The organism is Pseudomonas sp. DCA-1 (assembly GCF_046523955.1).
GTDB classification, from domain to species: Bacteria; Pseudomonadota; Gammaproteobacteria; order Pseudomonadales; family Pseudomonadaceae; genus Aquipseudomonas; species Aquipseudomonas putida_Y.
Genome location: NZ_CP169881.1, coordinates 3,246,410 through 3,270,087, shown reverse-complemented (window position 1 = coordinate 3,270,087; position 23,678 = coordinate 3,246,410). Strand labels below are relative to the sequence as shown.

At 61.0% G+C, this 23,678-nt stretch carries 20 protein-coding genes; 4 read left to right on the top strand and 16 right to left on the bottom strand.

Features of this window, described 5'->3' with window-relative positions:
- Positions 1-2 precede the first annotated feature (2 nt).
- Genes ACE4QZ_RS15390 through ACE4QZ_RS15380 form a run of 3 tightly spaced genes read right to left on the bottom strand, consistent with a single transcriptional unit; the run spans position 3 to position 2,855 of the window.
- Complete coding sequence (locus tag ACE4QZ_RS15390; RefSeq protein WP_003250862.1) at positions 3-323, bottom strand: NIPSNAP family protein; 321 nt, start codon at positions 321-323, stop codon at positions 3-5.
- Positions 308-2,041, bottom strand: a complete 1,734-nt coding sequence (locus tag ACE4QZ_RS15385) for an FAD-dependent oxidoreductase (protein WP_021784809.1) — start codon at positions 2,039-2,041, stop codon at positions 308-310. Before ACE4QZ_RS15385 ends, ACE4QZ_RS15390 begins: the two co-directional genes overlap by 16 nt.
- 4 nt (positions 2,042-2,045) lie before the next feature.
- Positions 2,046-2,855: a shikimate dehydrogenase family protein gene (locus tag ACE4QZ_RS15380; RefSeq protein WP_021784808.1), complete on the bottom strand. Its 810-nt coding sequence runs from the start codon at positions 2,853-2,855 to the stop codon at positions 2,046-2,048.
- A gap of 156 nt (positions 2,856-3,011) precedes the next feature.
- On the opposite strand from ACE4QZ_RS15380, the gene ACE4QZ_RS15375 reads away from it, so the two are divergent.
- Positions 3,012-3,782 (top strand): IclR family transcriptional regulator, encoded by a 771-nt coding sequence (locus ACE4QZ_RS15375; RefSeq protein ID WP_021784807.1) that lies wholly within the window; start codon positions 3,012-3,014, stop codon positions 3,780-3,782.
- A 132-nt stretch (positions 3,783-3,914) separates the two neighbouring features.
- Here the strand turns inward: ACE4QZ_RS15375 and ACE4QZ_RS15370 are convergent, their stop codons facing one another.
- The 6 genes from ACE4QZ_RS15370 to ACE4QZ_RS15345 all read right to left on the bottom strand — a co-directional run bounded on the left by ACE4QZ_RS15370 (position 3,915) and on the right by ACE4QZ_RS15345 (position 12,558).
- The gene (locus tag ACE4QZ_RS15370; protein ID WP_003250871.1) at positions 3,915-4,172 is read right to left on the bottom strand and encodes a PAAR domain-containing protein; all 258 of its coding nucleotides are present in this window, start codon (positions 4,170-4,172) and stop codon (positions 3,915-3,917) included.
- Positions 4,169-5,062, bottom strand: a complete 894-nt coding sequence (locus ACE4QZ_RS15365; protein ID WP_028698067.1) for a hypothetical protein — start codon at positions 5,060-5,062, stop codon at positions 4,169-4,171. The genes ACE4QZ_RS15370 and ACE4QZ_RS15365 overlap by 4 nt, the downstream gene beginning before the upstream one ends.
- Before the next feature lie 2 nt (positions 5,063-5,064).
- Positions 5,065-8,055 carry a T6SS effector BTH_I2691 family protein gene (locus tag ACE4QZ_RS15360; RefSeq protein ID WP_410480089.1) on the bottom strand — a complete coding sequence of 997 codons (2,991 nt, stop codon included), beginning with the start codon at positions 8,053-8,055 and terminating at the stop codon, positions 5,065-5,067.
- Entirely contained in the window at positions 8,052-8,945 is an 894-nt protein-coding gene (locus tag ACE4QZ_RS15355) for a DUF6708 domain-containing protein (RefSeq protein WP_084850697.1), read from the bottom strand. Before ACE4QZ_RS15355 ends, ACE4QZ_RS15360 begins: the two co-directional genes overlap by 4 nt.
- Positions 8,945-11,938 (bottom strand): T6SS effector BTH_I2691 family protein, encoded by a 2,994-nt coding sequence (locus tag ACE4QZ_RS15350; RefSeq protein ID WP_338443577.1) that lies wholly within the window; start codon positions 11,936-11,938, stop codon positions 8,945-8,947. Before ACE4QZ_RS15350 ends, ACE4QZ_RS15355 begins: the two co-directional genes overlap by 1 nt.
- Before the next feature lie 332 nt (positions 11,939-12,270).
- The gene (locus ACE4QZ_RS15345) at positions 12,271-12,558 is read right to left on the bottom strand and encodes a hypothetical protein (protein WP_021781717.1); all 288 of its coding nucleotides are present in this window, start codon (positions 12,556-12,558) and stop codon (positions 12,271-12,273) included.
- A gap of 164 nt (positions 12,559-12,722) precedes the next feature.
- On the opposite strand from ACE4QZ_RS15345, the gene ACE4QZ_RS15340 reads away from it, so the two are divergent.
- The 3 genes from ACE4QZ_RS15340 (at position 12,723) to ACE4QZ_RS15330 (ending at position 15,184) form a co-directional block, all read left to right on the top strand.
- A complete protein-coding gene (locus tag ACE4QZ_RS15340; RefSeq protein ID WP_021781716.1) occupies positions 12,723-13,151 on the top strand; it encodes a DUF2231 domain-containing protein in 429 nt (142 codons plus the stop codon).
- Positions 13,148-14,440: a PQQ-dependent sugar dehydrogenase gene (locus ACE4QZ_RS15335; protein ID WP_021781715.1), complete on the top strand. Its 1,293-nt coding sequence runs from the start codon at positions 13,148-13,150 to the stop codon at positions 14,438-14,440. The genes ACE4QZ_RS15340 and ACE4QZ_RS15335 overlap by 4 nt, the downstream gene beginning before the upstream one ends.
- Before the next feature lie 162 nt (positions 14,441-14,602).
- Positions 14,603-15,184: a hypothetical protein gene (locus ACE4QZ_RS15330; protein WP_021781714.1), complete on the top strand. Its 582-nt coding sequence runs from the start codon at positions 14,603-14,605 to the stop codon at positions 15,182-15,184.
- 2 nt (positions 15,185-15,186) lie between these two features.
- Here the strand turns inward: ACE4QZ_RS15330 and ACE4QZ_RS15325 are convergent, their stop codons facing one another.
- The 7 genes from ACE4QZ_RS15325 to ACE4QZ_RS15295 are packed head-to-tail and all read right to left on the bottom strand — an operon-like array spanning position 15,187 to position 23,678.
- A complete protein-coding gene (locus ACE4QZ_RS15325; RefSeq protein ID WP_021781713.1) occupies positions 15,187-16,536 on the bottom strand; it encodes a cation:proton antiporter in 1,350 nt (449 codons plus the stop codon).
- Between the two features lie 23 nt (positions 16,537-16,559).
- On the bottom strand, positions 16,560-18,044 hold the full coding sequence (locus tag ACE4QZ_RS15320) for an amidase (RefSeq protein WP_021781712.1): 1,485 nt from the start codon (positions 18,042-18,044) through the stop codon (positions 16,560-16,562).
- The gene (locus tag ACE4QZ_RS15315) at positions 18,044-19,708 is read right to left on the bottom strand and encodes an NAD(P)/FAD-dependent oxidoreductase (RefSeq protein WP_021781711.1); all 1,665 of its coding nucleotides are present in this window, start codon (positions 19,706-19,708) and stop codon (positions 18,044-18,046) included. The genes ACE4QZ_RS15320 and ACE4QZ_RS15315 overlap by 1 nt, the downstream gene beginning before the upstream one ends.
- Positions 19,709-19,764: 56 nt before the next feature.
- The gene (locus ACE4QZ_RS15310; protein WP_021781710.1) at positions 19,765-20,403 is read right to left on the bottom strand and encodes a peroxiredoxin-like family protein; all 639 of its coding nucleotides are present in this window, start codon (positions 20,401-20,403) and stop codon (positions 19,765-19,767) included.
- Between the two features lie 20 nt (positions 20,404-20,423).
- Complete coding sequence (locus ACE4QZ_RS15305; RefSeq protein ID WP_021781709.1) at positions 20,424-21,188, bottom strand: hypothetical protein; 765 nt, start codon at positions 21,186-21,188, stop codon at positions 20,424-20,426.
- Positions 21,185-22,822 (bottom strand): FAD-binding oxidoreductase, encoded by a 1,638-nt coding sequence (locus ACE4QZ_RS15300; RefSeq protein ID WP_021781708.1) that lies wholly within the window; start codon positions 22,820-22,822, stop codon positions 21,185-21,187. Before ACE4QZ_RS15300 ends, ACE4QZ_RS15305 begins: the two co-directional genes overlap by 4 nt.
- Entirely contained in the window at positions 22,812-23,678 is an 867-nt protein-coding gene (locus ACE4QZ_RS15295; RefSeq protein ID WP_021781707.1) for a class I SAM-dependent methyltransferase, read from the bottom strand. Before ACE4QZ_RS15295 ends, ACE4QZ_RS15300 begins: the two co-directional genes overlap by 11 nt.

Below are 23,678 nucleotides of genomic sequence, written 5' to 3'. Positions count from 1 at the left end.
GCTTACTGCAGCGGTGAGAAACCGGTCGGGCGCAGCAGCCGCGATTGCAGGCGCAGTACCGCGCCCAGCTCGCGGTTGCGTCGCGAGAATTCCGCCCAGCGCGAGTCTGCCGCCATGGCTGCGCGGCGCGCCATGCGGTCGTCGAGGCTGGCATAGCCCCAGATGTGCACCACTTGGTTGACGTCGCCGAACTCGCTGGTGAAAAAGCCCACCAGGTTGCCCAGGTGTTCGCTCTGCACCTCGAGTGCGTGGCTTTGGTACAGGGCCAGCCAGTCGGCCATTTTCAAGGGGTCGAGGGTGTAGGTTCTCAGTTCGTAGTACATGCCGGGTTCTCCGTATGGGTAGCCGGCGCCTGCAGGCGCGCGGTGATGTGGTTGGCAGCAAGCCAGCCGAAGGTGAGGGCAGGGCCCAGGGTGATGCCGGGGCCGGGGTAGGTGCCCTTCATCAGTGAGTTCATGTCGTTGCCGACCGCATACAGCCCGGGAATGGGCAAACCGCTGCGGTTCAGCACGTTGGCATCGGCGTTGGTCACCAGACCACGGGCTGAACCGAGGTCGCCGGTGTGAATGCGGATGGCATAGAACGGCCCCTTGGTCAGGGGGGCCAAGCATGGGTTGGGCGCATGTTGCGGGTCGCCCATGTAGCGGTTGTAACTGTTGCCGCCTTTGCCAAATGCGCGGTCGATGCCATTGCCGGCATCGCTGTTGAACTGTGCAAGTGTTTGCGCAAACACCTGTGGATCGACGCCGATGGCCAGGGCCAGTGCCTGCGATGTGGTGGCCCGATACAGGTAGCCTGCGTCGATCAACGCCTGGTTGTTGACGGGCTTGGGCCGCGCCAGGCCAAGCCCGTACCGGTTCATTGCCTCGGCATCGCAGACCAGCCAGCAGCTGGCAATGCCGTTGGCGAACATGGTGTGCACGAAGTGGTGGTAGGAGTCGGACTCGTTGACGAAGCGCCGCCCGGCTTGGTCTACCGCAATTACGCCCGGCTTGGCGCGGTCGGTGACCAGGTGCGGGAAGCGCTCACGTTCACCATCGGCATGACGTAGTTCGGAAACCGGTGCCCAGAAGAAGTTGGCCGCCAGGCTCTCGCCCTCGGCTGCTGCCACGGCCTGGGCAAGGCGCAGGGCGGCTCCGTCGTTTGCCGGTGGTGACATGGTCAGGTGCGGCGCCTTTTGAGCAGGGCGGTAGCTGGCGGCCATTGCGCCTGCTGCGAATCCGCCCATGGCGCACACCACGCCACCACGGGCCATTACCCGCTCACGGCGGCCCTCGCGCTGTACGACCACGCCCGTGATCACGCCGTGCTCGGCGATCAGCTCCACGGCCTCGCTGCGTAACCACAACTGCGTGCCGTGGGCGAAGGCGCTGGTGGCCAGGCGGGCGATCAATGCGTTGCCAGTGGTAAGCCGGGTGCCGCGTGGGTGCTGCAGGCGGTCGCGCGCGTAACGCGCCATCAGCTTCAGGCAATGCCACAGCGACCTGGGTGAGCGGCGAATGCTGAGGAAATGCTGGATATCCACCCGGTTGACCATCATGCCGCCGAACAGCAGCATGCCGGGCGGTGGCATCTGCAGGTCCTTGAAGCGTGTGCCCAGGTGTTTGCCGTCGTATTCGACCATTTCCAGCGCCCGACCGAACTGAGTGGCGCCGGGTGCATCCGGGTAATAGTCGGGTGAGAGTGGGCGCAGGGCATAACGCAGTTCGGTGTTCTGCTCCAGCCAGCGCAGCGCTTGGTGACCATGCTCGATGAAGGCATCGCCCAAGGCGGGGTCGTAGCCGTCGCCGATGACCTGCTTGAGGTAGGTGCGCATTGCCTCGGGAGAATCCTTGGCGCCGGCGTCACGGGCTTGGTCGGTGCCATACAGCCACACCGCGCCGCCAGAAATCGCCGAGGTGCCGCCAAAGCGTTCGGCCTTTTCCACCACCAGCACCTTTAGCCCCCGGCGGGATGCTGTGGCGGCAGCGGCGAAACCACCGGCACCGCTGCCCAGCACAACCAGGTCGAAGCTGTTGCGTGTGTGCTCCAGAGTCGTCATAGCCTCAGATCTCCGACGGCGTGACGCCCATGAAGGCGCCAAGATGGCCCAGTTGGGCGAAGGCCATTTCAGGGCCAGTCTGGACCTTGCAACCTACTTGCCGCGCGCGGTTCAGCAGCGGGGTTATCTCGGGTGAGGTGACCACGTCGGCGACCAGGGTGTCTGGCAGCAGGGTGGCCAGCAGGGCGGCGGACAACGGTAGCTCTGCGCGGGTACCCATGCCGACCGGGGACGCGTTGGCCACCAGGTCGAAGTCTTCCAGCCCACTGAACTGTGTGCTGACCGTGAGCCCGGGGAAGCCGTTGCCGAGCAGTTCGCATACAGCACCCATGCGTGCTGTGGTGGGGTCGCTGAGGGTAATGCTGGCGATCCCTGCCTCAGCCAGTGCATAGGCAATGGCACTGCCAACACCGCCGCAACCGATCACCAGTGCCCGTTTGCCCGCCGGTTTGAAGCCATGCTTGTGCGCAGCGCCGAGGAAGCCGGCGCCGTCCACGTTGTCGCCCAGCAGGCGTCCGTCGCGCTCGCGGCGTATCACATTGACCGAACCCAGGGCAGCTGCGCGCTCGCTCAGGCCGTCCACGCGGTTGGCCAGCGCCTGCTTGTAAGGCACGGTGACCACGCAACCGCGTAGGTTCTGCCAGCCTCGCAGGGTATCCGCAAAGCTGTCCAGCGCCGCCTCGTGCAGGTCGATGGGCAGCATGGCGAGGTTGCAGTTGTTATGGTTGAACCAGGTGTTGAAATTTTCCGGGGACTTCACCTGGGCGATGGGCGAACCGACGATGGCGACCAGTTCAGTGGACCCTCGAATCATGCTGACCTCCTTATTGGCGTTGTTATGGAGGTAAGGGTGAGGCAGAGGGGCGCGGGCAACAATGCGTCAATCGGCCACTTAATGCGATAATCGCAGTCATGATCCGGTTATCGCAGTAATCGGCTGTTTTTGTTCCTCTGGTAGCGAGTCGAATGCATGAACACACCTGTCATCCATCCCCGTGACCTGATCGCGGGCTTGCAGAAAGGCCTGGCGCTGATGCAACTGTTCAGCGCCGAGCAGCCGCGCCTGAGTGTGCCGCAGGCGGCCAGGTTATCTGGCCTTACGCCCAGTGCGGTGCGGCGGTTTCTGCTGACCTTGGTGCATGAAGGCTTTGCCGAAACTGACAGCCGTGAGTACTGGCTGACCCCCAAGGCCTTGCGTATCGGCCAGGCTTATGTGGACTCGGCGCAACTGCCGCGCATGCTGCGGCCGATTGTTGAACAGGTGGCGCGCCAGACCCAGGAGCACGTATCGGTGGGTACCCGCGATGGCGATGAGATCATCCATCTGGTGCGTAGCCGGTATAGCCATGTGGCGTCTTTGTCGATCAGGCCGGGCTCCCGGGTACCCATGTATTGCACGGCCAGCGGGCGGGTCTGGCTGGCCTGGCTGGATGAGGGGGAGCGAGACGAATACTTTGCCCGTCACCCGCTGCGGGCGTTGACGCCTTACACATTGACAGACCGGGCGCAGCTGGACGCTGAGCTGTTGCGCGTGAAGGGGCAGGGGTTCTGTATCGTTGATCAGGAGTATGAAATCGGTATGCGGGTGCTGGGGGTGCCATTGCTGGGACGGGCCGGTCAGTTGAAAGCCACGCTGACCATCACGACTCATGCTTCGCGGTTGAGTATTGATGAGATACGGTTGCGGTATTTGCCGACCCTTTACGAGGCACAGGCGTTGCTTCGGCCAGTGCTGGATTGACGCAGATATGGCGCAGTTTGCGGGCATGGCGCCATGCGTGTGAGAACGGGGCACCCGCGAAGCAGCCGCTGGACGACCCCAACCGGATGACTGACAGGCTTCAGTATCCGGCTCAGTGACCGATAGTGGCTTTCAATCAATGAGCCAACCCTGGTCCCCCTCGATCAAAGTCCCTCCATGACTGGTAGTGTCACCCTCCCTTGCTGCGGGGTGGCCCTCGATGATTGTGCAGGCAGCGCCGGTTTCGATAACGGCGCCACAACTGATGCGATCGCCCACACGAGCGACGGCCTTGCCATCCACGAATGTTGCATTTGCGCCGGTTTCCACAGTGCCTTCGCCATGGAGCGGGCAGCTATGACGATGGCCTACCAGTACGATGGGTTTCATTTGCGCTTCTTTTTGCCGGGTTGAATGGGGGCTTCCTCAAATGCTTCGGGTGGCGGTGGCGCTGCTCGGACGTTGAACAGCCGGCAGATGCCATACCAGCAGAGGGCGACGGAGAGGTTGTAGGGAAACAGCACGGCCCAGAACGGCAATTGCCAGTTCTTTTTACCCTGCATTTCACCGGGCTCGCCGGTTCGCCAGGGGGCATAGTGGCGCCAGGCTTCTGCCGGGGTCAGGCAGATGGCGTGCAGTGGCTTGTGCCACCAGTTGGGTTCACCGGGCGGGGGGAGTTTGTTCGGGCCGTGGTCCATGAAGTGGCGCAGGTATTCCCACACTTCGGCCACATGCTTGACGCCGGGCTCGGTGGGTTCGTTGCTGTCGACCCAGAGGCAGTCTTTTTGGTGCAGGCTGCCGTCTACCCGGCGGGGGGCGAAGGCGAGGGCATAGATGGTGCTGAATGATGAGCCGCCGTATTCCGTACGCTTAAAAATACCACCGCCGGTATTGCTCCACTCAAAGACCAGTACCTTGCTTAAACGTTGATAGTAGATTTTTTGGGTCGCCCGATTGAAGCAGAAGCTTGATAAGCGTTTTATGAAATATATTCGATAAATGAGGAAAGGTAGGAAAGTGAAAGGCATAAGCAAGAATCCAGTCGCTAATAATGGAGCGGTTTCGTACATGCGCCATATATCCCTGGATAGTAAATATGGGTAAAAGCCGGCAATTGACAGAACAGTTATCGCGCAATACAGCTTTCCCATGAAGACAGAGTCTGTGACCCATGGATTCCTTAAGCATAAAATGGTGTCGGATAAGCTTAATAGTTGCCCTGTGATAGAGGGCTTGTGTCCAGAGTCTGACATTGAGTTGAATATCCAGATGGTTGCCATGGTCAGCGCTCCAGACGAAAAATTGACAGGGTCTCATTGTCTTCGTCCAAGCCTTGATTGGCGTTGTAGGTTAGATGAAGTGAGACATGATTTTGGTTGGCGAGGGTGTTTTCGAAATTTAGAACTAAGCCAGCATCTACGAGGTGGCCGGTCGGGCTGATTGGGAAAACGTCAATTCCGTGGTTGTCACGGACGGAGCTCAAACTTCCTGACCATTCACTTACGCCTAGCCTGAATGCAGGCAGCAGCACTGTGAACTCTACGGTTGGTTGGGGGGTGGCTACTTCGTTATGTGTGATAGCTGTCCAATTTGGCGGCGACCAGTGGTTATTCTGATGCCATCGGGTGTCGGCTTTAGTTATGCCCAGGGATAGGGCCTGCTCGGCGGATAGTAGCTTGGGCCCGTAATGTTCATTGTGCCAAGCCTTAATTTCTGTTTGCAGTGAGGTGAAAGCAGGAAGTTTCTTGTCAAAGTCCAAGTTGATGTCGGCGTGCGACTCTCCATCATTGATGCGATTGCCGAATATGCTACGTGCTGCCCACAGTTCTATTGGGCTGTGAAGGCGTTCATGTGCCTTGGCGTGTAGGTAGAGGCCTCCTGCGATGATGGCTACGCCTACGAGGACAAGGGCAGCGGCGGCCCATCCGGCAAAGGGCACAACCGATGTCACGCCTGCAATTGCAAGTCCTGCTTCAAGGACGACAGCGGAACCAATAGCCATGGTGAACCCACCCGCCACAGTGTAACCGGCTGCAGTTAGATCACCATTTTCGTACTGTCGTAGCGCCTTAGTACCGTCCGCGAAAAAACCCAGTGCAATCGCCGGGTATCCGGCTAAACGCGCAAACAAATTGCTACTCAAGAACTTGATAATCCCATTGCCAAAGGCCATGCCCGGCGCTGTGGCACTTAATCTCAGCATGACGGCCTTTTGCGTTGCCCGTACGCTGACCAATGTCGCCGCCGCTGCACCAATCACCCCGAAAACAGATGAAGCGAACCCCAGGGTGTATTCCGGTGTGTCGCTCTTCTGCAGGCTGTTGTAGGCCGTCTTGAGCGATAAGATGTTGAACCACAGCATCCCCGCGTTTAAACCACCACCACCGCCCGAGGTGAGCAGCCCGAGAAAGCTAGGTTTAACACGCGCAGTGGTGGTCAGCTCGATGGACACCGTGCGGCTTCCTGATATGCGCAACGCTTTCATCTCTTCAACCTGCGCCATGCCGCTCTTCAAATACCGCTGCACCTCCTGGCTAAAGGGATTTTCCGTAATGGCCTGCTCGGTGATGCGATAGCGCGCCGCCAACAACCCCAGTGCTTTATCGGCATTGGCCTCACGCGCTGCCAACTGCACCTGCCGCCGAAGGCCATGGCTGGCATCCCAGCGGGTCTGCCCGCGCAGGCGCTTGAGCACCACGGTATTGACCGACTGGGCGGTGAGGTCGGTGATGTCTGCCATGGCCGGGAAGCGACCAGCCAGCCCTTCGATCACGTTGTCGCTGGCGCCGAACAAGGTGCCGATCGAATCGGCTTTGTCCTTGAACGGGTTGAACGGTGCCAAGGCGGTGTAAAGCGGGCTGGCGTGCTGGTCCAGCCATTGCTCCAGGCGTTTGAAGCGTCGGTCATGCTCTTCGGTGCCGGGTGTCGGCTGGCCCATCGGGTGAATCAGCAAGGCCAGTGAAATTTCCAGACCGCGGGCGGAGGTGCGTTCGTCGCGGTCGTAACAGGCCAAGGCGGCTGCCAGGCTGTAGGAGTTATCGATGTGTTGGGATTCGGCCGTCGCCAGCCAGGCGTCATGATCGTTGCTGGCTTGCAAGGCCAGGTTGCGCAGGGCGGCAATACGCCGTTCCAGCGCGTCGCGTTCGGCGAGGAAGCGCCGGTATTTGTCGACATCGAGGCGCTGTGCCAGGCGTGCGCCATTGGGTGAATAGTCTTCATGGGTGAGGGCCTGGAAATGTGACTCGGCCGGCGACAGGGCGGGCCCCCGGCGTGATGTGCCCAGCCTGAACGCGGCCAGTTCTGGTGAGGGGGCATCCGCCGGGTACAGGCTTTCCAACGTCTTGTTCAGCAGCATGGCGACCAGGTTGCGATGGTGAAAGTCGCGGCTCTGCCGGCTGAGCTGTTCGGCATCCAGCCGGTAGCATGCCGGCACGCGCTCCTGCTCGGGAGGCTGGGCGGGTTTTGTGTGTTCCAGTTGCTCGGCCGGCATCAGGTCGCGCAGTTGATGCTGGTAGGCCGAGACCGACAGGCTCAGGTCCAGGGCCATGCCTTCCGCGTCGGCGAGCGCCACCACCACCGGCACTTTCGGTTGGGTCCAGGGGTAGTGGCGGGCGATGGCAGTGAGGTTGCCGATGGGCAAAGTTTCGGTGACCGGGTCGCTGCTCCAGGTCAGCGGCATGCGCCGCTCTGTCGGTTTGAAGTCTTCGACCCAGGTTTGCAGGGCACTCACTGGCAACACATGGGGCTGGGTGGACGGCGCCTGGTTGCCGCTCACCAGCTCGGCCATGTCCAGCTGGCGCATGTGCCGTTTGCGCAGGGCTGGCGAACCGGTGATACGGGCGGTGATGGCATTGGTCCACAGGTGCGGGCTGTAGCCGATCCACACTTCCTTGGCGGAGTCCTGACAGGTGTCGGCCCACACCCAGCCCATGCTCTGGCCGGACAGGTAGCGCTCACGCCGGTGGTAGTCCTCCAGCCCTTGGTAGCGCAGCTCCTTGTAGAGGCCCGCGCCGACGTGCTCATGAATGACCAGCTTTTCGCCCTGAGGGCCTTTCATGAACACGTAGACATAACCTGGGCGCAAAGCGCGGAGGGTATAGGCCGAGTGCTGCAGCGTGGGGAAGCCTTGTTCCAGGTTGAAGCCTGCATCGGCATAGCGGCAGGCGGGGGCGTCGGCGGTGCGGGGCACGATGGCGTAGCGCACTGGCAGGATGGGTATGCGTGCGCTGCAGGCAGGGCCGGAGGTGGCGCTGCTGACGGAGGCGTCGCTCATGTACGCTTCCTTTGGGTTGAATGAGCTGGGGCCTCCTCAAATGCTTCGGGTGGCGGTGGCGCTGCTCGGACGTTGAACAGGCGGCAGATGCCGTACCAACAGATGGCTACGGAGAGGTTGTAGGGGAACAGCAGGGCCCAGAACGGCAATTGCCAGTTCTTTTTGCCCTGCATTTCACCGGGCTCGCCGGTTCGCCAGGGGGCATAGTGGCGCCAGGCTTCGGCCGGGGTCAGGCAGATGGCGTGCAGTGGCTTGTGCCACCAGTTGGGTTCACCGGGCGGGGGGAGTTTGTCCGGGCCGTGGTCCATGAAGTGGCGGAGGTATTCCCATACTTCGGCGACATGCTTGACGCCGGGTTCGGTGGGTTCGTTGCTGTCGACCCACAGGCAGTCTTTTTTGTGAAGGCTACCGTCCTTCCTAGGCGGGGCAAAGGCAAGTGCATAACTAGTACTGGAGGATGAACCGCCAAACTCTGTGCGCTTAAATACCCCTCCCTTGATATTGGTCCAATCGAATGAGATAAGTTTTTTGTTGCGTTGGTATATAATTTTTCCAGTTGCGCGATTGAGGTAGATGTTTGACAGATTTTTTATGAAGAATATCCTGTAGGCGATGAATGGTGTAAATATCAGTGGTGCAACAATGTATTGTGCGAGTGAGTGAAGGTCCGCTAGCGCCGACTTTCTAAAATCCGTATCTATGATATCCGGGTAGATATAGGCTGCTAACCCTAATGTCATGGCGGTATATAGTTTTCCCATGAATACGGAGTCGGATACCCATGGGTTTACGAGCGATAAGTGATGTTTGTTTATGGTTAATAGTTGGCTTGAGATATGTGGAGTGAACTGAGAGCGTGCGGAAGGTGTGAAAATCCATGAAATGGCCATTATTGTTCCCCAAGTTTGAAAATCTGGGAGGAGCCTGCTTGTTCGTCTAAGCCTAGATTTGGCAGATATTTGATGTTCAGTTTAATATGGCGGTGGTTTCGAATTTGATTCTTGAAGTGGAGTATCAGTCCGCCCCTAATTTCATAGCAGTCTGGTGTGGCTGGGAATACAGATATGCCATTGTTCTCGAGTTGACTACTAAGGCTGGCTTTCCATTCGCTCTGGCCCAATAGAAATCCCCGTAGGAGGACTGTAAATTCAGCAGTAGGGGGGATGCTAGAAACTTGATTGTGTGTGATGGCAGTCCAGTTTGGAGTAGTCCATGTGTTTAAGTCAGTCCATTTGCTGTCCAGATGCCCTAGGTCAAATAGTTTTGTCTCTTTTTTTGAAAGCAGCGAGGGTGAGTAAAATACCTGATGCCAAGCGTTGATTTCGTCGTTAATGTTGACGAAGGTTGGAAGTTTCTTGTCGGTATCTAAAATTATGTCTGGTCGGCTTTCACCGTCATTGAGACGGTTCCCAAATATACTTCGACTGGCCCATAGCTCTATAGGGTTGTGAAGGTGTTCGTTGGCTTTCGCATGGAGGTAGATGCCTCCAGCTATGATCGCAGCGCCTAATAGGACTACTGCAGCTGCAGTCCACCCTGCAAAAGGGATAAGTGTTGTGGCGCCTGCAATAGCTAATCCACCTTCTAATACCAAGACAGAGCCTATTGCGACCGCGCCCCCGCCATAGAAAGTTAAATCAGAAGCGGCAGTATTACCGTGCATCTTCTGTCTTTGGGATTTTTTATAGTCAGAGGCGAATCCTAGGAAAATAGCCGGGTAACCGGACAACCTTGCGAACAAATTGCTTCCTAGGAGCTTGATTAGACCGTTACCAAAGGCCATGCCCGGCGCTGTGGCACTTAATCTCAGCATGACGGCCTTTTGCGTTGCCCGTACGCTGACCAATGTCGCCGCCGCTGCACCAATCACCCCGAAAACAGATGAAGCGAACCCCAGGGTGTATTCCGGTGCATCGCTCTTCTGCAGGCTGTTGTAGGCCGTCTTGAGCGATAAGATGTTGAACCACAGCATCCCCGCGTTTAAACCACCCCCACCCCCGGAAGTGAGCAACCCAAGGAAGTTGGGTTTCACCCGTGCAGTGGTGGTCAGCTCGATGGACACCGTGCGGCTTCCTGATATGCGCAACGCTTTCATCTCTTCGACCTGCGCCATGCCGCTCTTCAAATACCGCTGTACCTCCTGGCTAAAGGGATTTTCCGTAATGGCCTGCTCGGTGATTCGATAGCGTGCCGCCAACAACCCCAGTGCTTTCTCGGCATTGGCCTCACGCGCAGCCAACAACACTTGCCGCCGCAAGCCATGGCTGGCATCCCAGCGGGTCTGCCCGCGCAGGCGCTTGAGCACCACGGTATTGACCGACTGGGCGGTGAGGTCAGTGATGTCTGCCATGGCCGGGAAGCGACCGGCCAGCCCTTCGATCACGTTGTCGCTGGCGCCGAACAAGGTGCCTATCGAATCGGCTTTGTCCTTGAACGGGTTGAACGGCGCCAAGGCGGTGTAAAGCGGGCTGTCGTTCTGGTCCAGCCATTGCTCCAGGCGTTTGAAGCGTCGGTCATGATCTTCGGTGCCGGGTGTCGGCTGGCCCATTGGGTGAATCAGCAACGCCAGTGAGATTTCCAGACCGCGGGCGGAGGTGCGTTCGTCGCGGTCGTAACAGGCCAGTGCCGCAGCGAGGCTGTAGGGGTTATCGATGTGTTGGGATTCGGCCGTCGCCAGCCAGGCGTCATGATCGTTGCTGGCTTGCAAGGCCAGGTTGCGCAGGGCGGCAATGCGCCGTTCCAGTGCGTCGCGTTCGGCGAGGAAGCGCCGGTATTTGTCGACATCGAGGCGCTGTGCCAGGCGTGCACCATTGGGTGAATAGTCTTCATGGGTGAGGGCCTGGAAATGTGACTCGGCCGGCGACAGGGCGGGCCCCCGGCGTGACGTGCCAAGCCTGAACGCGGCCAGTTCTGGTGAAGGCGCATCCGCCGGGTACAGGCTTTCCAGCGTCTTGTTCAGCAGCATGGCGACCAGGTTGCGATGGTGAAAGTCGCGGCTCTGCGGGCTGAGCTGTTCGGCATCCAGCCGGTAGCATGCCGGCACGCGCTCCTGCTCGGGAGGCTGGGCGGGTTTTGTGTGTTCCAGTTGCTCGGCCGGCATCAGGTCGCGCAGTTGATGCTGGTAGGCCGAGACCGACAGGCTCAGGTCCAGGGCCATGCCTTCCGCGTCGGCGAGCGCCACCACCACCGGCACTTTCGGTTGGGTCCAGGGGTAGTGGCGGGCGATGGCAGTGAGGTTGCCGATGGGCAAAGTTTCGGTGACCGGGTCGCTGCTCCAGGTCAGCGGCATGCGCCGCTCTGTTGGTTTGAAGTCTTCGACCCAGATTTGCAGGGCACTCACTGGCAACACATGGGGCTGTGTGGACGGCGCCTGGTTGCCGCTCACCAGGTCGGCCATGTCCAGCTGGCGCATGTGCCGTTTGCGCAGGGCTGGCGAACCGGTGATACGGGCGGTGATGGCATTGGTCCACAGGTGCGGGCTGTAGCCGATCCACACTTCCTTGGCGGAGTCCTGACAGGTGTCGGCCCACACCCAGCCCATGCTCTGGCCGGACAGGTAGCGCTCACGCCGGTGGTAGTCCTCCAGCCCTTGGTAGCGCAGCTCCTTGTAGAGGCCCGCGCCGACGTGCTCATGAATGACCAGCTTTTCGCCCTGAGGGCCTTTCATGAACACGTAGACATAGCCTGGGCGCAAAGCGCGGAGGGTGTAGGCCGAGTGCTGCAGCGGGGCGAAGCCTTGTTCCAGGTTGAAGCCTGCATCGACATAGCGGCAGGCGTGGGCGTCGCCGGTGCGGGGCACGATGGCGTAGCGCACTGGCAGGATGGGCACGCGTGCGCTGCAGGCTGGGCCGGAGGTGGCGCGGCTGACGGAGGCATTGGTCATGCGAGCTCCTTGCTCAGAGAGACAGTCTTTTCGAACCAGAGACGCACTGCGGCAACTTTCAGTACTGACAAGACTGAAATACCGTTATTCATACTGTGCTGGATTTCAGGCTCGAATCTATGCTGTAAGAAGTTTCCTACTTATTTGCTGAGATGAGCGGGTGATCAAGTATCTGGAATTCAAGTGAAAGACAATGCCTCGATCGCTGCTTTTGGGTCGAGGCTGAAAGTGTAAGATTTTATTTGAGCGTATATGTATCGCGTTCGCGAAATATCGTGTGAAAAGTTGCAGTGTTTTTGTAGGAAGTTTCGTACTTTAAGATTGTTATATGTTCAGTTTTTGCACTTGGCCAGCACTACCTGGCAAGTCCTGGGCGTGCCTCCCGAGCGGCTGGCATAACGTACGCAGTTGTTCAGCGATTTCTGTTGCGCAATGCTCAATGTATTGCCCCAGGCCAGGCCGCCTTCACCGATAGTGGGGACGGCCTTGGCGAAGCAGTTGGAGCCCACTGCAGGCGTGGCGTAGCGTGCCTGGCTGGCTTTACTGGAGCAACCAGTGGTAAATGCCAGGCTGAGGCAGAGCAGGGTAGCCAGTGCCCAGGACGCATGTGGTCTGCTCATGTATTCCCCTTCTGCGCTTGGCAGCAAATGCCTTGCAGGATATTTCATTACAGCGAAGCGGTGAACTATCTCGGCGTCAATAGGCTCCTTTGCTAAGCGCACCCTGCGCTTACCTGATGGCGCAAGACCATCAGCCCTTGGTCACTGAATGAAAAGGAGGCAACGTGACCGCATCTGATCAAACCCTCTACCGCTGTACGCCCAGCCCACTGCATGCCTTGCTGCTGGCAGGTAGTGTGCCGTTGTTCCTTGGCGCACTGTTGAGCGATATCGCCTACTACAACAGCTACCAGATCCAGTGGAGCAACTTCGCCGCCTGGCTGATCGCCGGTGCCTTGGTGTTCTGTGGGCTGACACTGTTGTTCGCGCTGGCCAACCTGATCCGCGCCGAGCGTAAGGGCGGGCGCGCTACGTTGTACTTTGTGCTGCTGCTGGTGACCTGGGTGCTTGGGCTGATCAATGCCTTTGAGCATGCCAAGGACGCCTGGGCGGTGATGCCTTCCGGGCTGGTGTTGTCGGTCATCGTGACAGTGCTCGCAGTGGTGGCCGCCTGGATCGGTTTGAGCAACCTGCGTTCAGGAGGTGTGGCATGAAGCCTTTGCATGCATTTAGCCTGTTGGGTGTGGCGCTATTGCTGAGTGCCTGTGGTGGCGACGGCGAGCCGACCCAGGCCCACGGCCCGGATCCGAAGCTGCCGGAACCTCAGCGCGGCTTGCTGCCGAGCATGAAGATTGCGCAACCGGCTGCCTGGGGCGAACTGAAACCGACCGTGCCGGAGGGCTTCAGTGTCACCGCCATCGCCACCGGCCTGAAAATCCCGCGCCAGAGCCTGGTGCTGCCCAATGGTGACATTCTGGTGGCTGAGGGCAGGGGTGGCAGCGCGGCCAAGCTCAAGCCCAAGGATGTAATCGCCAGCCAGATCAAGGCCAAGGGCAATACCCAGGTCAAGGGTGGCAACCGCCTGACCTTGCTGCGCGATGCTGACGGCGATGGCAACTACGAGGTACAGGCCGTGTTTGCGGATAACCTCAATGCACCGTACGGCTTGGCCTATGCCAACGGCAAGGTGTATGTAGCCAACCAGGATGCGCTGGTGCGCTTTGACTACAAGGAAGGCCAGACCCAGGCCGACGGCCCGCCAACCAAGGTCACCGACCTGCCGGCCGAGATCAACCACCATTGGACCAAGGCGCTGACCATCAGCCCGGATGGCCGCTACTTGTATGTGGGGATCGGCTCGAACAGCAACATCACAGAGCGCGGCCTGGAGGTAGAGATCGATCGGGCCATGGTCTGGCAGGTCGATGCCGAGACCGGCGCACACCGGCCCTATGCCACCGGCTTGCGTAACCCGACGGCATTGACCATTCAGCCGCAGACCGGGCAGTTGTGGACGGTGGTCAACGAGCGGGATGAGCTGGGCCCCGACCTGGTGCCGGACTACCTCACTTCGGTACGTGAAGGGGGCTTCTATGGTTGGCCTTACAGCTACTGGGGGCAGCATGTGGATGAGCGGGTGCGGCCGCAGAACCCGGACAAGGTGGCGGCGGCGATCAAGCCGGATTACAGCCTGGGTTCGCATGTGGCTGCACTGGGTGTCGACTTCTCGACCTCGGCAATGGGCGAGCGCTTTGCCGACGGTGTGTTCGTGGGCGAGCACGGCAGTTGGAACCGCCCCAACCCGGTGGGGTACAAGGTGATTTTCGTGCCGTTCAGCAATGGCAAGCCTGCTGGGGAACCCATCGACTTCGCCACGGGCTTTCGCGGTGAGGATGGCAAGACCCGGGGGCGACCGGTTGGCGTGACGGTGGACCCACGGGGAGCGTTGATCATTGCCGATGACCTGGCGAATACGGTGTGGCGGGTGACGCGTAATCGCTGAAATGCCAGGCGCCCTTAAAAATTTGCATTCACAAGTGCAGTTTTTCTACGACGAATGCGGGGCGCCCTCAGAGGGCCAGCAAAGCGGCAGGTAATGGCTATGCTTGATAGCGCGTGAACCTTTCACGCGCCTATTCGGACTTGATCACAGGGAAGCACGCCTATGAACCCCATTCGTACTCTCGCTCGTGCTGTAGCCCTTGCCACGTTGGCCTCTGCTGCCAGCTTCACGGTGCAGGCTGCCGGAATCCCAATCGGGAGCGAGGCGCTGGAAAGCCATGTCACCACGCAGGTAACGGCTATCGATCTGGCCACCCGCCAGGTCACGGTGAAAGGCCCTGACGATAAGAAGGATGTGACGTTCCAGCTGACCGAAAAGGCCAAGGCGCTGCCCAACCTGAAAGTCGGTGACCAAGTCGACATCTACGTGACACGCGCGGTGGCCTATGTGCTCAATCCGGACGTGGGTGGGGCGCCGAAAGCGACTGAAGAGTCCGGTACCATCCGTGCAACCGAGCAAAACCCCAACCCGGGCGGCGAGGCGTTCCGCCAGGTCAAGGTTACCTCTCAGATCAAGAAGATCGACCTCAACACGCATGAGGTGAGCTTGTTGCCACCGGAGGGCAAGCTTCAGGTGGTCAAGGTCGAGAATCCAGACCTGCAGAAACGCATGAAGAACCTCAAGGTTGGCCAGACTGTCGACGCGATCTACACCGAAGTACTGCGCGTCGAAACCTCGCGCTGACCTCAGCCGTTGCTGACCTCGGTTGCCCCCGGGGTCGCATGCGGGGCGCGGGTGCGTGCGGTCAACAAGCGAATCAGCGGCGATGCGATGAAGGTACTGATGATGGCCATGATTACCAGCAGCGTGAAGTACTCCTTGGGCAGCACGCCCAGGTCATAGCCAACGTTCAGTACCACCAACTCCATCAGCGCCCTGGTGTTCATGCATACACCGATCAATGCCGAATCGCGGCGATTTTCGCCCAGAAGGCGGCTAGCCCCATAAGCACCGAAGAATTTGCTGGCAAAGGCCACCAGGCAGATCAACAGGCAGTTCCACAGAGCGGTGTTGCCCTCAAGGGCGCCAATATCGGTGCGCAGGCCCGTATAGGCAAAGAAGATCGGCAGGAAGAACGCATTGACCACGCCACTGACCTTGGCATTCCACTGTTCGACGAAGGTGCGCTGGGTATGCAGCGCTACGCCAAGTATGAAACCGCCGATGATCGAAAATACCCCGATCAGGTTGGTCACTGTCGCACTGGCCAACAGAATGATCAGCATCAGCGATATCCCTTGGGTCGACAAAGGCCGGCGCTGCAGGTCGCCGATTATCCAGCGCAGGACCAGTGGCCGTACCAGGGCGATCACGACGACGAAGAACAACCCGAGCGCCAGCAACCTCGCCAGAGAGGTCCAGGGATTGAACTGCGAGGCGATCAACGAAGTGACGCCGCCCAGGATCAGCCAGCCGCATACATCGTCGATTGCTGCCGCGCCAATGGTGAGCGTGGCGACCCGAGAGCGGGATAGGCCAAGCTCCATGAATATCCGTCCCAGGATAGGCAGTGCGGTGATCGACAGTGCCGTGGCAAAGAACAACTGGAAGGCTAGCAGTGAGGGTTTGTCCCCGCTGATCTGCTGCCAGAAGTACTCGGCAGTGAGCATGCCGCTGGCAAATGGCACCAGCAGCCCTCCCATGCTGATGACGATGACCGAACGCTTGCGGCCCTTGAGGTGCGTGCCGAACTCGAACTCCAGGCCGACCTGGAACATCAGCAGGATCAGGCCGATCTGCGCGGTGACCACGAAGGCGGTGGCCGTTTGCGGTACGAACAGCGCGGCCAGTTGCTCGGGGAAGAAATAGCCCAGCAGGCTCGGGCCGAGCACCAGCCCGGCAAGGATTTCGCCGGCGACCGGCGTCTGGCCCAGGCTGCGGGTGCTGAACCAGGCGATCAGCCGCGAGACGCTGAAGATCACGATGAGTTGCAGCAGAAACATCAGGGTCAGGTGCTCCGCCTGGGAGCCTACGGCTGACTGTGACTGGGGTGCCGGCGTGAGTTGCACGGTACTGGCATGAATGGCGTTGGACATGATGAAGTCCCGAAAATAAAGAGTCAGATAGGCGGTGCGAGCCAGCCACCGAATGCATGTTCCAGGGCCAGGGCTGCGTTCAGCAGCCGGTGCTCTTGCCCTGGGCCGGCGACCAGTTGCACGGAAACCGGGCAACCTTGGTCAAGGCGTCCCATGGGGACCGTCAGCGCTGGCAGCCCGAGTACGTTGAACAATGCGGTGTAGCCGATATCGCCCGGATAGCGCAGGGCATGGCCATGTTTGGGGGAGATGCCGGGGAGCACCGGTAGTGCCAGCAAGCTGTTGCCCGCCAGGCGTTCGGCCAATGCCTGTTGCAGGGCATCTCGTTTCGACAGCTGACGCGTAAGCCCGGGGCTGCCCAGGTATTCGCCCAGGCTGTCGAGTACGGTAGCCAGCCAAGGCCCGGTGGCATGCAGGGGTTTGCCGGTCAGGGCCAGACAGGCCTGGGTCATGTGCGCCACAGGTTGGCCGTCACCGAGGATATCGGCCAGGCGAACGCCGGCTTCCTTCTTCAGCACGGCCAGCCAGATGGCGAATGCGTCGTCCAGTGCCTGAGGGTGCCAGCGTTCGACCTGGGTGCCTTGTAATTGAAAGTGATGCGCCAGGTCCTCCAGTGCCTGGGTCACTGCCGGGGATACCCGGCTGCCCCAGCTCAGGCGGTCTGGCTGGCACAGGTATAGGTGCTGCAAGGCACCGGGCGCCTGGCAATGCTGGTAGTGGCCGACAATGTTGCGATCGTGCTGGTCGGGGCCAGCGATGATTTCCAGCAGAACGGGCAGGTCTTCGGCATGTCGGCATAACGGGCCCACGGTGAAATGCCGGGCGATACCCAGTGCATGCGGCTGCCCCAGACCGCGCTCGTCAAGGGGCAGATGCCCGGTCAATGGCACTAGCCCCCGTGATGGCTTGAGGCCGAAGATGCCATTGCAGGCCGCCGGGATACGCACCGAGCCGCCACCATCGGTGCCCAGCGCGAAAGGTACGCAAGCACTGGACACCAGCACGGCATCACCACCACTGCTGCCACCGGCGCTGCGCCCCTGCCGGTAAGGGCTGCCGGTGCAACCATAGACCGGGTTATCAGTTTCAGGCCAGAGCGCCATCTCGGCCTGGTTGCCCAGTGCCACCGGAATGGCGCCAGCCTCGATCAGGCGCTGCGCGGCAGTGGCGGTAAAACGCGCAACCTGTTGCTGGCGAAGGCGCGAGCCGCAGGTTTTCGGTGCACCGGCCAGCCCCAGGCCTTCCTTGAAACTGAAGGGCACGCCATGCAGGCGGCCCAACGTAACCCCTTGGTCACGTTGGCGCTCGGCAACCTCGGCGGCCCGCCGTGCCTGGTCGTACAACGCCACTGCCACGGCGTTGTAGCGTTGTTGTATGGCCTGGCAGCGGCCGATGCTGTCCTCGACCAGGGCGACCGGTGACAGTGTGCCATCGCGCACCCCCGCAGCCAGGCGCACACCGCTCTGGGCGAGCAGTTCGTGGTCGGCCGTCATCTTGGGCAAGGCCATCAGTGTTTGGCCAGGTCGAGGAAACCACCGTCGCTGCCGAATGGCGATTTGAGCAGCTCGGGGGCTTCGCCGTACTTGTAGAACAACGAGGGCATCAGCCTTAGGCTGGTTGCCCGGCCGAGGTCCTGCAGGGTGCCCAGGCTGTGCCGCGCCAGCAACTTCAGGTGGCGTGGTGCCAAGCTCCAGCGCACCATGCGCATCAGTCGCAGGCGCAGCATTGCCGAGCGCAGGAAGTAGCTGGCGGCGTAACGCGGGCGAGCCTGGTTGTCGGCCTTGTACAGGGCGAAGTTGATGGTGCGCGAGTACAGGTTGGGGATCATCTGTGGGCTAATGCCCGGGTTGGAGCGGCGCACTTCGCGCAGCAGGCAGGCGAACGGCAGCGGCGATGGCTGTAAGTCAGGTGTGTAGCGTGGCAGCAGGTCGGCGAACTGCTGCGCCTGGTGGCCGTCGAGGAAGTCGCCACTGACGTACATCGGCAGCACCACATGGAAGTACGCCATGTTGGCGAACAACAGCGTCCAGCCCATCAGGAACGGGTCGTCCATCACCTCATACCATTTGCTCCAGGTGTCCTGCAGTGCGAGCTGCGCCTGGATGTGCGACTCCAGGCAACTGACGTAGCCCGGGGTGAGGGTGCCCTGGATATCCTTTTCGATCATCGCAGCCACCTGCGGGATCTGCTGGGCCACGTAGGCCAGCCCTGCGCTGTTGGCCGGGTCGAAGGTGAATGCCGCGTCACCGATCAGGAACCAGCCATCGGTGGAGTAGTACTGGTTGGCTTCGTACATGTAGTTGTACATGGCGTGCTGGTCGACCACTTCGCCTGAGGCCATCAACTCGGTGATCACCGGATGATCGGCCATGACCCGCTCCTTGAACGCCTCCAAAGTGCCGATCCGCTCGTTGACCATGTCGGGCCGGTAGGTGATGCCGATGCTGATCATGTCGGCACCGTCGTCACTGCGCATGGGGATGAGCCAGATCCAGTAGCCTTTGCCATAGAAATGGTGGGTGACGTAGTAGGGGTCGTAGCAGTGATGCCTGTCCTTGTGGGTGTTGATGTTGTGCAGAATGCTGCGGTCGAACTGGCGCAGGCGGAACCAGAAGGTACTGCGCTGGTAGGTTGGCTCCTTGTGCAGCTTGAGCTTCTTTGCCATGAAGCGATTGCGGCCTGTGGCATCCACCACCCAGTCGGCATCCAGCTGCCAGCTCTGCGCCTCGTTGCGCAGGGTCAGGCGATGGCGGGTGTGCTCACCTTCATGCAGGTCCACCGCAGCCACGTCAGCCTCTATCAGTTGCACCTGCTGCCCGGCGACGATGGCGCGCAGGTCTTTGTCGAAACTGAACCGGTTAAGGTTGTAGGCTGGCATGCGGATAACCCCGGGGGCCTCGTGGACCACGTAGTTGCGGCATTCCGGGTTGTTGCGCAGCTTCAGGTAATAGGTCAGGCCGTACTTGTGGTAGTGCTTCTCTTCGAGCAGGCTGCCCAGGCCTATGCCTTTGAAAAAGTGCGTAGTGAGTTCGACCGTCGACTCGCCGACGATCGGCCGCTTGCGGTCCGGACGGCCGATTAGCGTCACTTCGACGCCCGGCAGGCGTTTGCGCAGGTACAGGGCAGCCAGGTGGCCGGCCACGCCGGCACCCATGATAGCGATACGTTTCATGTCATCTGTCCGTGATGAGGTGAGGCACCGGGCAGCCCGGTGCCGGGGAGTGAGTCCTAGTGGCTGGCGGCTTCGATCAAGGCCTGCGGCTCGGCACGTTCGGAGTAGTCGACATTGACGAATGCATGGCGAATGCGGCCATCCTGGCCGATGATGAAAGCGCTGGCCATCGGCAGGCTGAGATCGTCGCAGTCGTTCAGTGCCTTGAGGTCGGCGCCGAGTGCCCGATACACCGCTTCCAGCTCTGGCTCCAGCTCGAAGACGATGCCGTACTGGCGCGCCAGCTGGTTGCCCGGGTCGCTCAGCAGTTGGTAGCGCACGCCCAGGGATTCGCGGGTTTTCAGGGTGGCAGCGCGGCTCTGGGCAGAGACGGCGACCAGCGTGGCACCGCTGGCGGCCAGATCGCTTGCCATCTGCTGGTATTCGCTGAGCGTTACATTGCAGAACGGGCACCACAGGCCGCGGTAAAACACCAGTACCAATGGACCGCGTGCCAGCAGGGCCCGCAGGTCCACGGCCTTGCCATCGGCATCCTCCAGCACGGCCAGCGGGGCGTTGTCGCCGGCTTTGAGCACGTGCTCTTCAGGGTGTCTTGCGATAAGGGCTTGCAACGAGGCGCCAAATTTTTCCAGCACCTCGGTGGGCAGTTGGGCCATCTGCTGTTTGACAGCGTCGAGTTTTTCCTTAAGTGACATGCTTGTTTCCTTGTGGTGGTTCACTGGGGCAGGCTTCGGGTGGCCCGGGTCTGGATGCGCTGCGAGGCCTTGCAGGCCGGGGGATGGCGCTGAAACAGCTGAAGTACCCAGTCGGGGCGGGTCTTGCTGGCATCGTTGAGCCAATTGGCGACCGAGTCCTGGGCGTATTTCTCGGCTTCGGCCAGTAGCGGTACCAGTAACGGCTCGGCCACTTCTGGTTGTTGCTTGAGCGCGGCAATGTGCTCGCACCAAACGCCGCGCGGGCGCAGGATCTCGATGCAGAACCGACGGACCAGTGGGTCTGCATCGCCGGTATGGCGGCCGAGTAGCGCCAGGGCCGCTTCAAGGTGCAGGGCCAGGCGCGGTCGCAGGGCGATCCAGGCCCATTCACGCACACCGAAGTGCTCATCGCGGGCGAAGCGAAACTGCGCCAGCAGGGCATCTTCCGCTGGCAGCGAGCGTGACAGGAACGCCTGGGCAAACGCCGCCCAACTGCGCACGGTATCGGATGGGTGCGTGCAGCATTGCTCGAACACCTGCTGGCGCAAAGACTCGGGGGCCTGCTCCAGCCACTGGCCCAACGCCAGGCCAATGGCCGCCACTTTTTTTGACAGGCCCAGTGCCTGGGCCTGGTCCGCGCTGGCAGCGAGGTGCTCTACCAACGTTGAGGGCAGTTGGCCTGTCAAGGCGTTGACCAGGGCGGCTTGATCCACCGCCAGGCATTCGGCCAGGTTGCGGGTTGGCAGTTGGCCAAGGTCGATCAGGGATTTTCGGTCGTCGCTCATTGCAGGGGTTCCATGGCGGAGGAATGGCATCCGGTGGCCGGGGCTGGTGGGCAGTAACGCCCTGGTGCGAGCAGGTGCTGCGGGTCCAGGGCGTGTTTGAGGCGCTGCCCAAGCTGCCAGGCAGGCGCCTGCGTATCGGTCAGCAGGTGCATGAAGGCCAGAGGCAGGCGATAGGGCAGTACACCTTGCTGTTTGCCGCTGTTGAACAAGTGCCGGTAACAGTCCTCTGCGCGGGCTGTGGCCTTTTCATCGTTGCGATCGAAGAGCAGTGGCAAGGTGCAGTCGATTGCCCGGCCAGACAACGTGGTGAGGGTGACCGGGCAGGGGAGGCGGTGGGTCTGGCACACATGCTCCATGTGCCTGACGAATGTTGCCACCTGCTGACTACGCAAAGGCAGGATCGGTGCGTACCAGATCAGGCCGCAGTTGTCCCGTGCCGGGTCGAGCAGGGCGCCTGCCTGCGGCCGTGCTCCGGCGACATAGGCCAGCGGCAGCGCCACCTGATTGGGCCGGCCTTCCATCAGTTCCATACCCAAGTGCAGTTTGTCCAGCATGACCCGCCAGCGCCTGGACCAGGCACCTGGCAGCAGACGCAGGGCTTGGCTTGCCCATGCCAGCTGGCGCTGGCTGCGGAACAGATAGCGGCTGCTGAAACGACGCAGTTCGGTACGGATAATGCCCTTCAGCGAGGCCAGTTGCGCCTGTTCGCAGTAAATCGAGCCCACCCCCATCCAGGCAGGCAGGGCCAGCGACCTCGCAGCGGTGTCGCGCTCAGCCTGGTTTAGCTGGGTCAGGGGACGCGCGTCATAAGCCATGCTCAGCAGGCGTGTGCTGTTCATCAGGTTGATGCCGCCCACCTGGCTGCCGCAACGGTCAAGAATGCGTTTCACCCCGTCCAGTGCTGCAGGTAACTGTGCCGCGGAGTCGACCCAGAAATAGAACGGTTGCACGACTTGCGGGCGTCGGACCAAGGCAATCGACATTTGCGTCACCACGCCTAGGCCGCTCTGGCCGAACAGGCCATCAAGGTAAGGCCCGACTCCCCACTTGAAACACGGGGTGGTGCCAGGCGCCCACATGGGCGAGCGGTAGCGCTGACCATCGGGCAGGATGGCCTCAAGGCCCATCACGGCCTGCCAGTGGTCTGTTACCGGCGTGATGCCGAACCCTCGCTCCAGCGCATTGGCCAGCACACTGCATGTGGGCCCGGCGCCGGTGACCGGGGTGAGGAAGGGCAGGTCGCGGCTGGCCAGGTAGTCGGCCAGTGCCGCCTGGGTCACGCCAGGCTCGAGGGTGACCACAGCCAGCGCTTCGTCAAAGGCGAGGATCTTGTCCATGCGCGACAGGTCGAGTTGGACGCAGTGGCTATTCGTAGTCGCCATGCCACCGTAGCCCCAGTTGTTGCCGGTGCTGGCAGGTTGCAGCGCAACGTTGTGCTGGCGGGCAATGGCCAGGCAGGCCGCCACCTCTTCGCTGTTGGCGGGCCTGAGACGGGCGCAGGCATGGGCGGGCGAGCGCATTGTGTCCTGGCGCAACCTGGCGAGCGTCGCGGCATCCGTCTGCACGTGGACGTCGCCCAGCAACGTGCGCCACGCCGCCAGGGCGGCTTGCAGGCGCTGCGGCTCAGAACGCACTCGCCATCCCCCCCATGCCGAGGAACAGGCGCAACTGATCGACATCAGCCTGGCGGCTACGCGGCAAGCTGCGGTAGCGGCGGCGGAACTCGTCCTTCATTGCCGCCACGCAGCGCCGCTTGGGAGTGCGGACAACCATCATCAATGGGCTGACGGCGGTGCTGTAGACCTTGGCACATGGGCCCAGATAGCTGGCGGCAAGGGTCTGGAACTCTTCCCGCGAGAACGCCGCCAGCAGCGAGTTGCGGTAGTCGAGCAGGGTAGCCTGATCGGCACCGTCGCTAGCGCGGCTGACGAAGTAGTCCACCGATTCCACCGACTTGAGCCTGCCGAAATCATTCAGGTAGATGGCCCGATCATTGCGCAGCACGCGCGCGATGTTGCGGAACGTCGCTTCCAGCTGAGAGAGGTCTGCCAGGTGATGCAGGGCCATGGACGAAATCACTACATCGACGCTGCGGTCGGCGATACCGGCCAGGCGCGTCATGTCTTCTTCGCGCAGTTCGACGTTGTCGATGCCCTGCTGGCGGATCGATTCACGGCCCACCTCGAGCATGCTGGTGGACAGGTCGGCACCGATGAACTCGGCCCGCGGGTTCAGCCGGGCCAACTGCAGCAATAGGCTGGCAGGGCCACAACCGATATCCAGTACGACATCACCGGGTTTGATCAGGGCGCACATCTGTGCGCAGTGGTACAAGTAGGTGCCGGACAGCGCCTGGCCCTGGCCGGCACTGTCGGCGTAGGCACTGACGCAAGTTTCGTCGACCATCACCAGGTCGGGCTCAGGTGTACGTACAAACGGTTGCCTGAGGGTGATTTCCCTGTAGATCGCGCGCAGCAATCCTGTGTCCAT

Excerpts from the sequence above, each read along its gene's own strand:
- ACE4QZ_RS15390 (WP_003250862.1), bottom strand. The coding sequence starts at position 323 with ATGTACTACGAACTGAGAACCTACACCCTCGACCCCTTGAAAATGGCC.
- ACE4QZ_RS15385 (WP_021784809.1), bottom strand. The coding sequence starts at position 2,041 with ATGACGACTCTGGAGCACACACGCAACAGCTTCGACCTGGTTGTGCTG.
- ACE4QZ_RS15380 (WP_021784808.1), bottom strand. The coding sequence starts at position 2,855 with ATGATTCGAGGGTCCACTGAACTGGTCGCCATCGTCGGTTCGCCCATC.
- ACE4QZ_RS15375 (WP_021784807.1), top strand. The coding sequence starts at position 3,012 with ATGAACACACCTGTCATCCATCCCCGTGACCTGATCGCGGGCTTGCAG.
- ACE4QZ_RS15370 (WP_003250871.1), bottom strand. The coding sequence starts at position 4,172 with ATGAAACCCATCGTACTGGTAGGCCATCGTCATAGCTGCCCGCTCCAT.
- ACE4QZ_RS15365 (WP_028698067.1), bottom strand. The coding sequence starts at position 5,062 with ATGGCAACCATCTGGATATTCAACTCAATGTCAGACTCTGGACACAAG.
- ACE4QZ_RS15360 (WP_410480089.1), bottom strand. The coding sequence starts at position 8,055 with ATGAGCGACGCCTCCGTCAGCAGCGCCACCTCCGGCCCTGCCTGCAGC.
- ACE4QZ_RS15355 (WP_084850697.1), bottom strand. The coding sequence starts at position 8,945 with ATGGCCATTTCATGGATTTTCACACCTTCCGCACGCTCTCAGTTCACT.
- ACE4QZ_RS15350 (WP_338443577.1), bottom strand. The coding sequence starts at position 11,938 with ATGACCAATGCCTCCGTCAGCCGCGCCACCTCCGGCCCAGCCTGCAGC.
- ACE4QZ_RS15345 (WP_021781717.1), bottom strand. The coding sequence starts at position 12,558 with ATGAGCAGACCACATGCGTCCTGGGCACTGGCTACCCTGCTCTGCCTC.
- ACE4QZ_RS15335 (WP_021781715.1), top strand. The coding sequence starts at position 13,148 with ATGAAGCCTTTGCATGCATTTAGCCTGTTGGGTGTGGCGCTATTGCTG.
- ACE4QZ_RS15330 (WP_021781714.1), top strand. The coding sequence starts at position 14,603 with ATGAACCCCATTCGTACTCTCGCTCGTGCTGTAGCCCTTGCCACGTTG.
- ACE4QZ_RS15325 (WP_021781713.1), bottom strand. The coding sequence starts at position 16,536 with ATGTCCAACGCCATTCATGCCAGTACCGTGCAACTCACGCCGGCACCC.
- ACE4QZ_RS15320 (WP_021781712.1), bottom strand. The coding sequence starts at position 18,044 with ATGGCCTTGCCCAAGATGACGGCCGACCACGAACTGCTCGCCCAGAGC.
- ACE4QZ_RS15315 (WP_021781711.1), bottom strand. The coding sequence starts at position 19,708 with ATGAAACGTATCGCTATCATGGGTGCCGGCGTGGCCGGCCACCTGGCT.
- ACE4QZ_RS15310 (WP_021781710.1), bottom strand. The coding sequence starts at position 20,403 with ATGTCACTTAAGGAAAAACTCGACGCTGTCAAACAGCAGATGGCCCAA.
- ACE4QZ_RS15305 (WP_021781709.1), bottom strand. The coding sequence starts at position 21,188 with ATGAGCGACGACCGAAAATCCCTGATCGACCTTGGCCAACTGCCAACC.
- ACE4QZ_RS15295 (WP_021781707.1), bottom strand. The coding sequence starts at position 23,678 with ATGGACACAGGATTGCTGCGCGCGATCTACAGGGAAATCACCCTCAGG.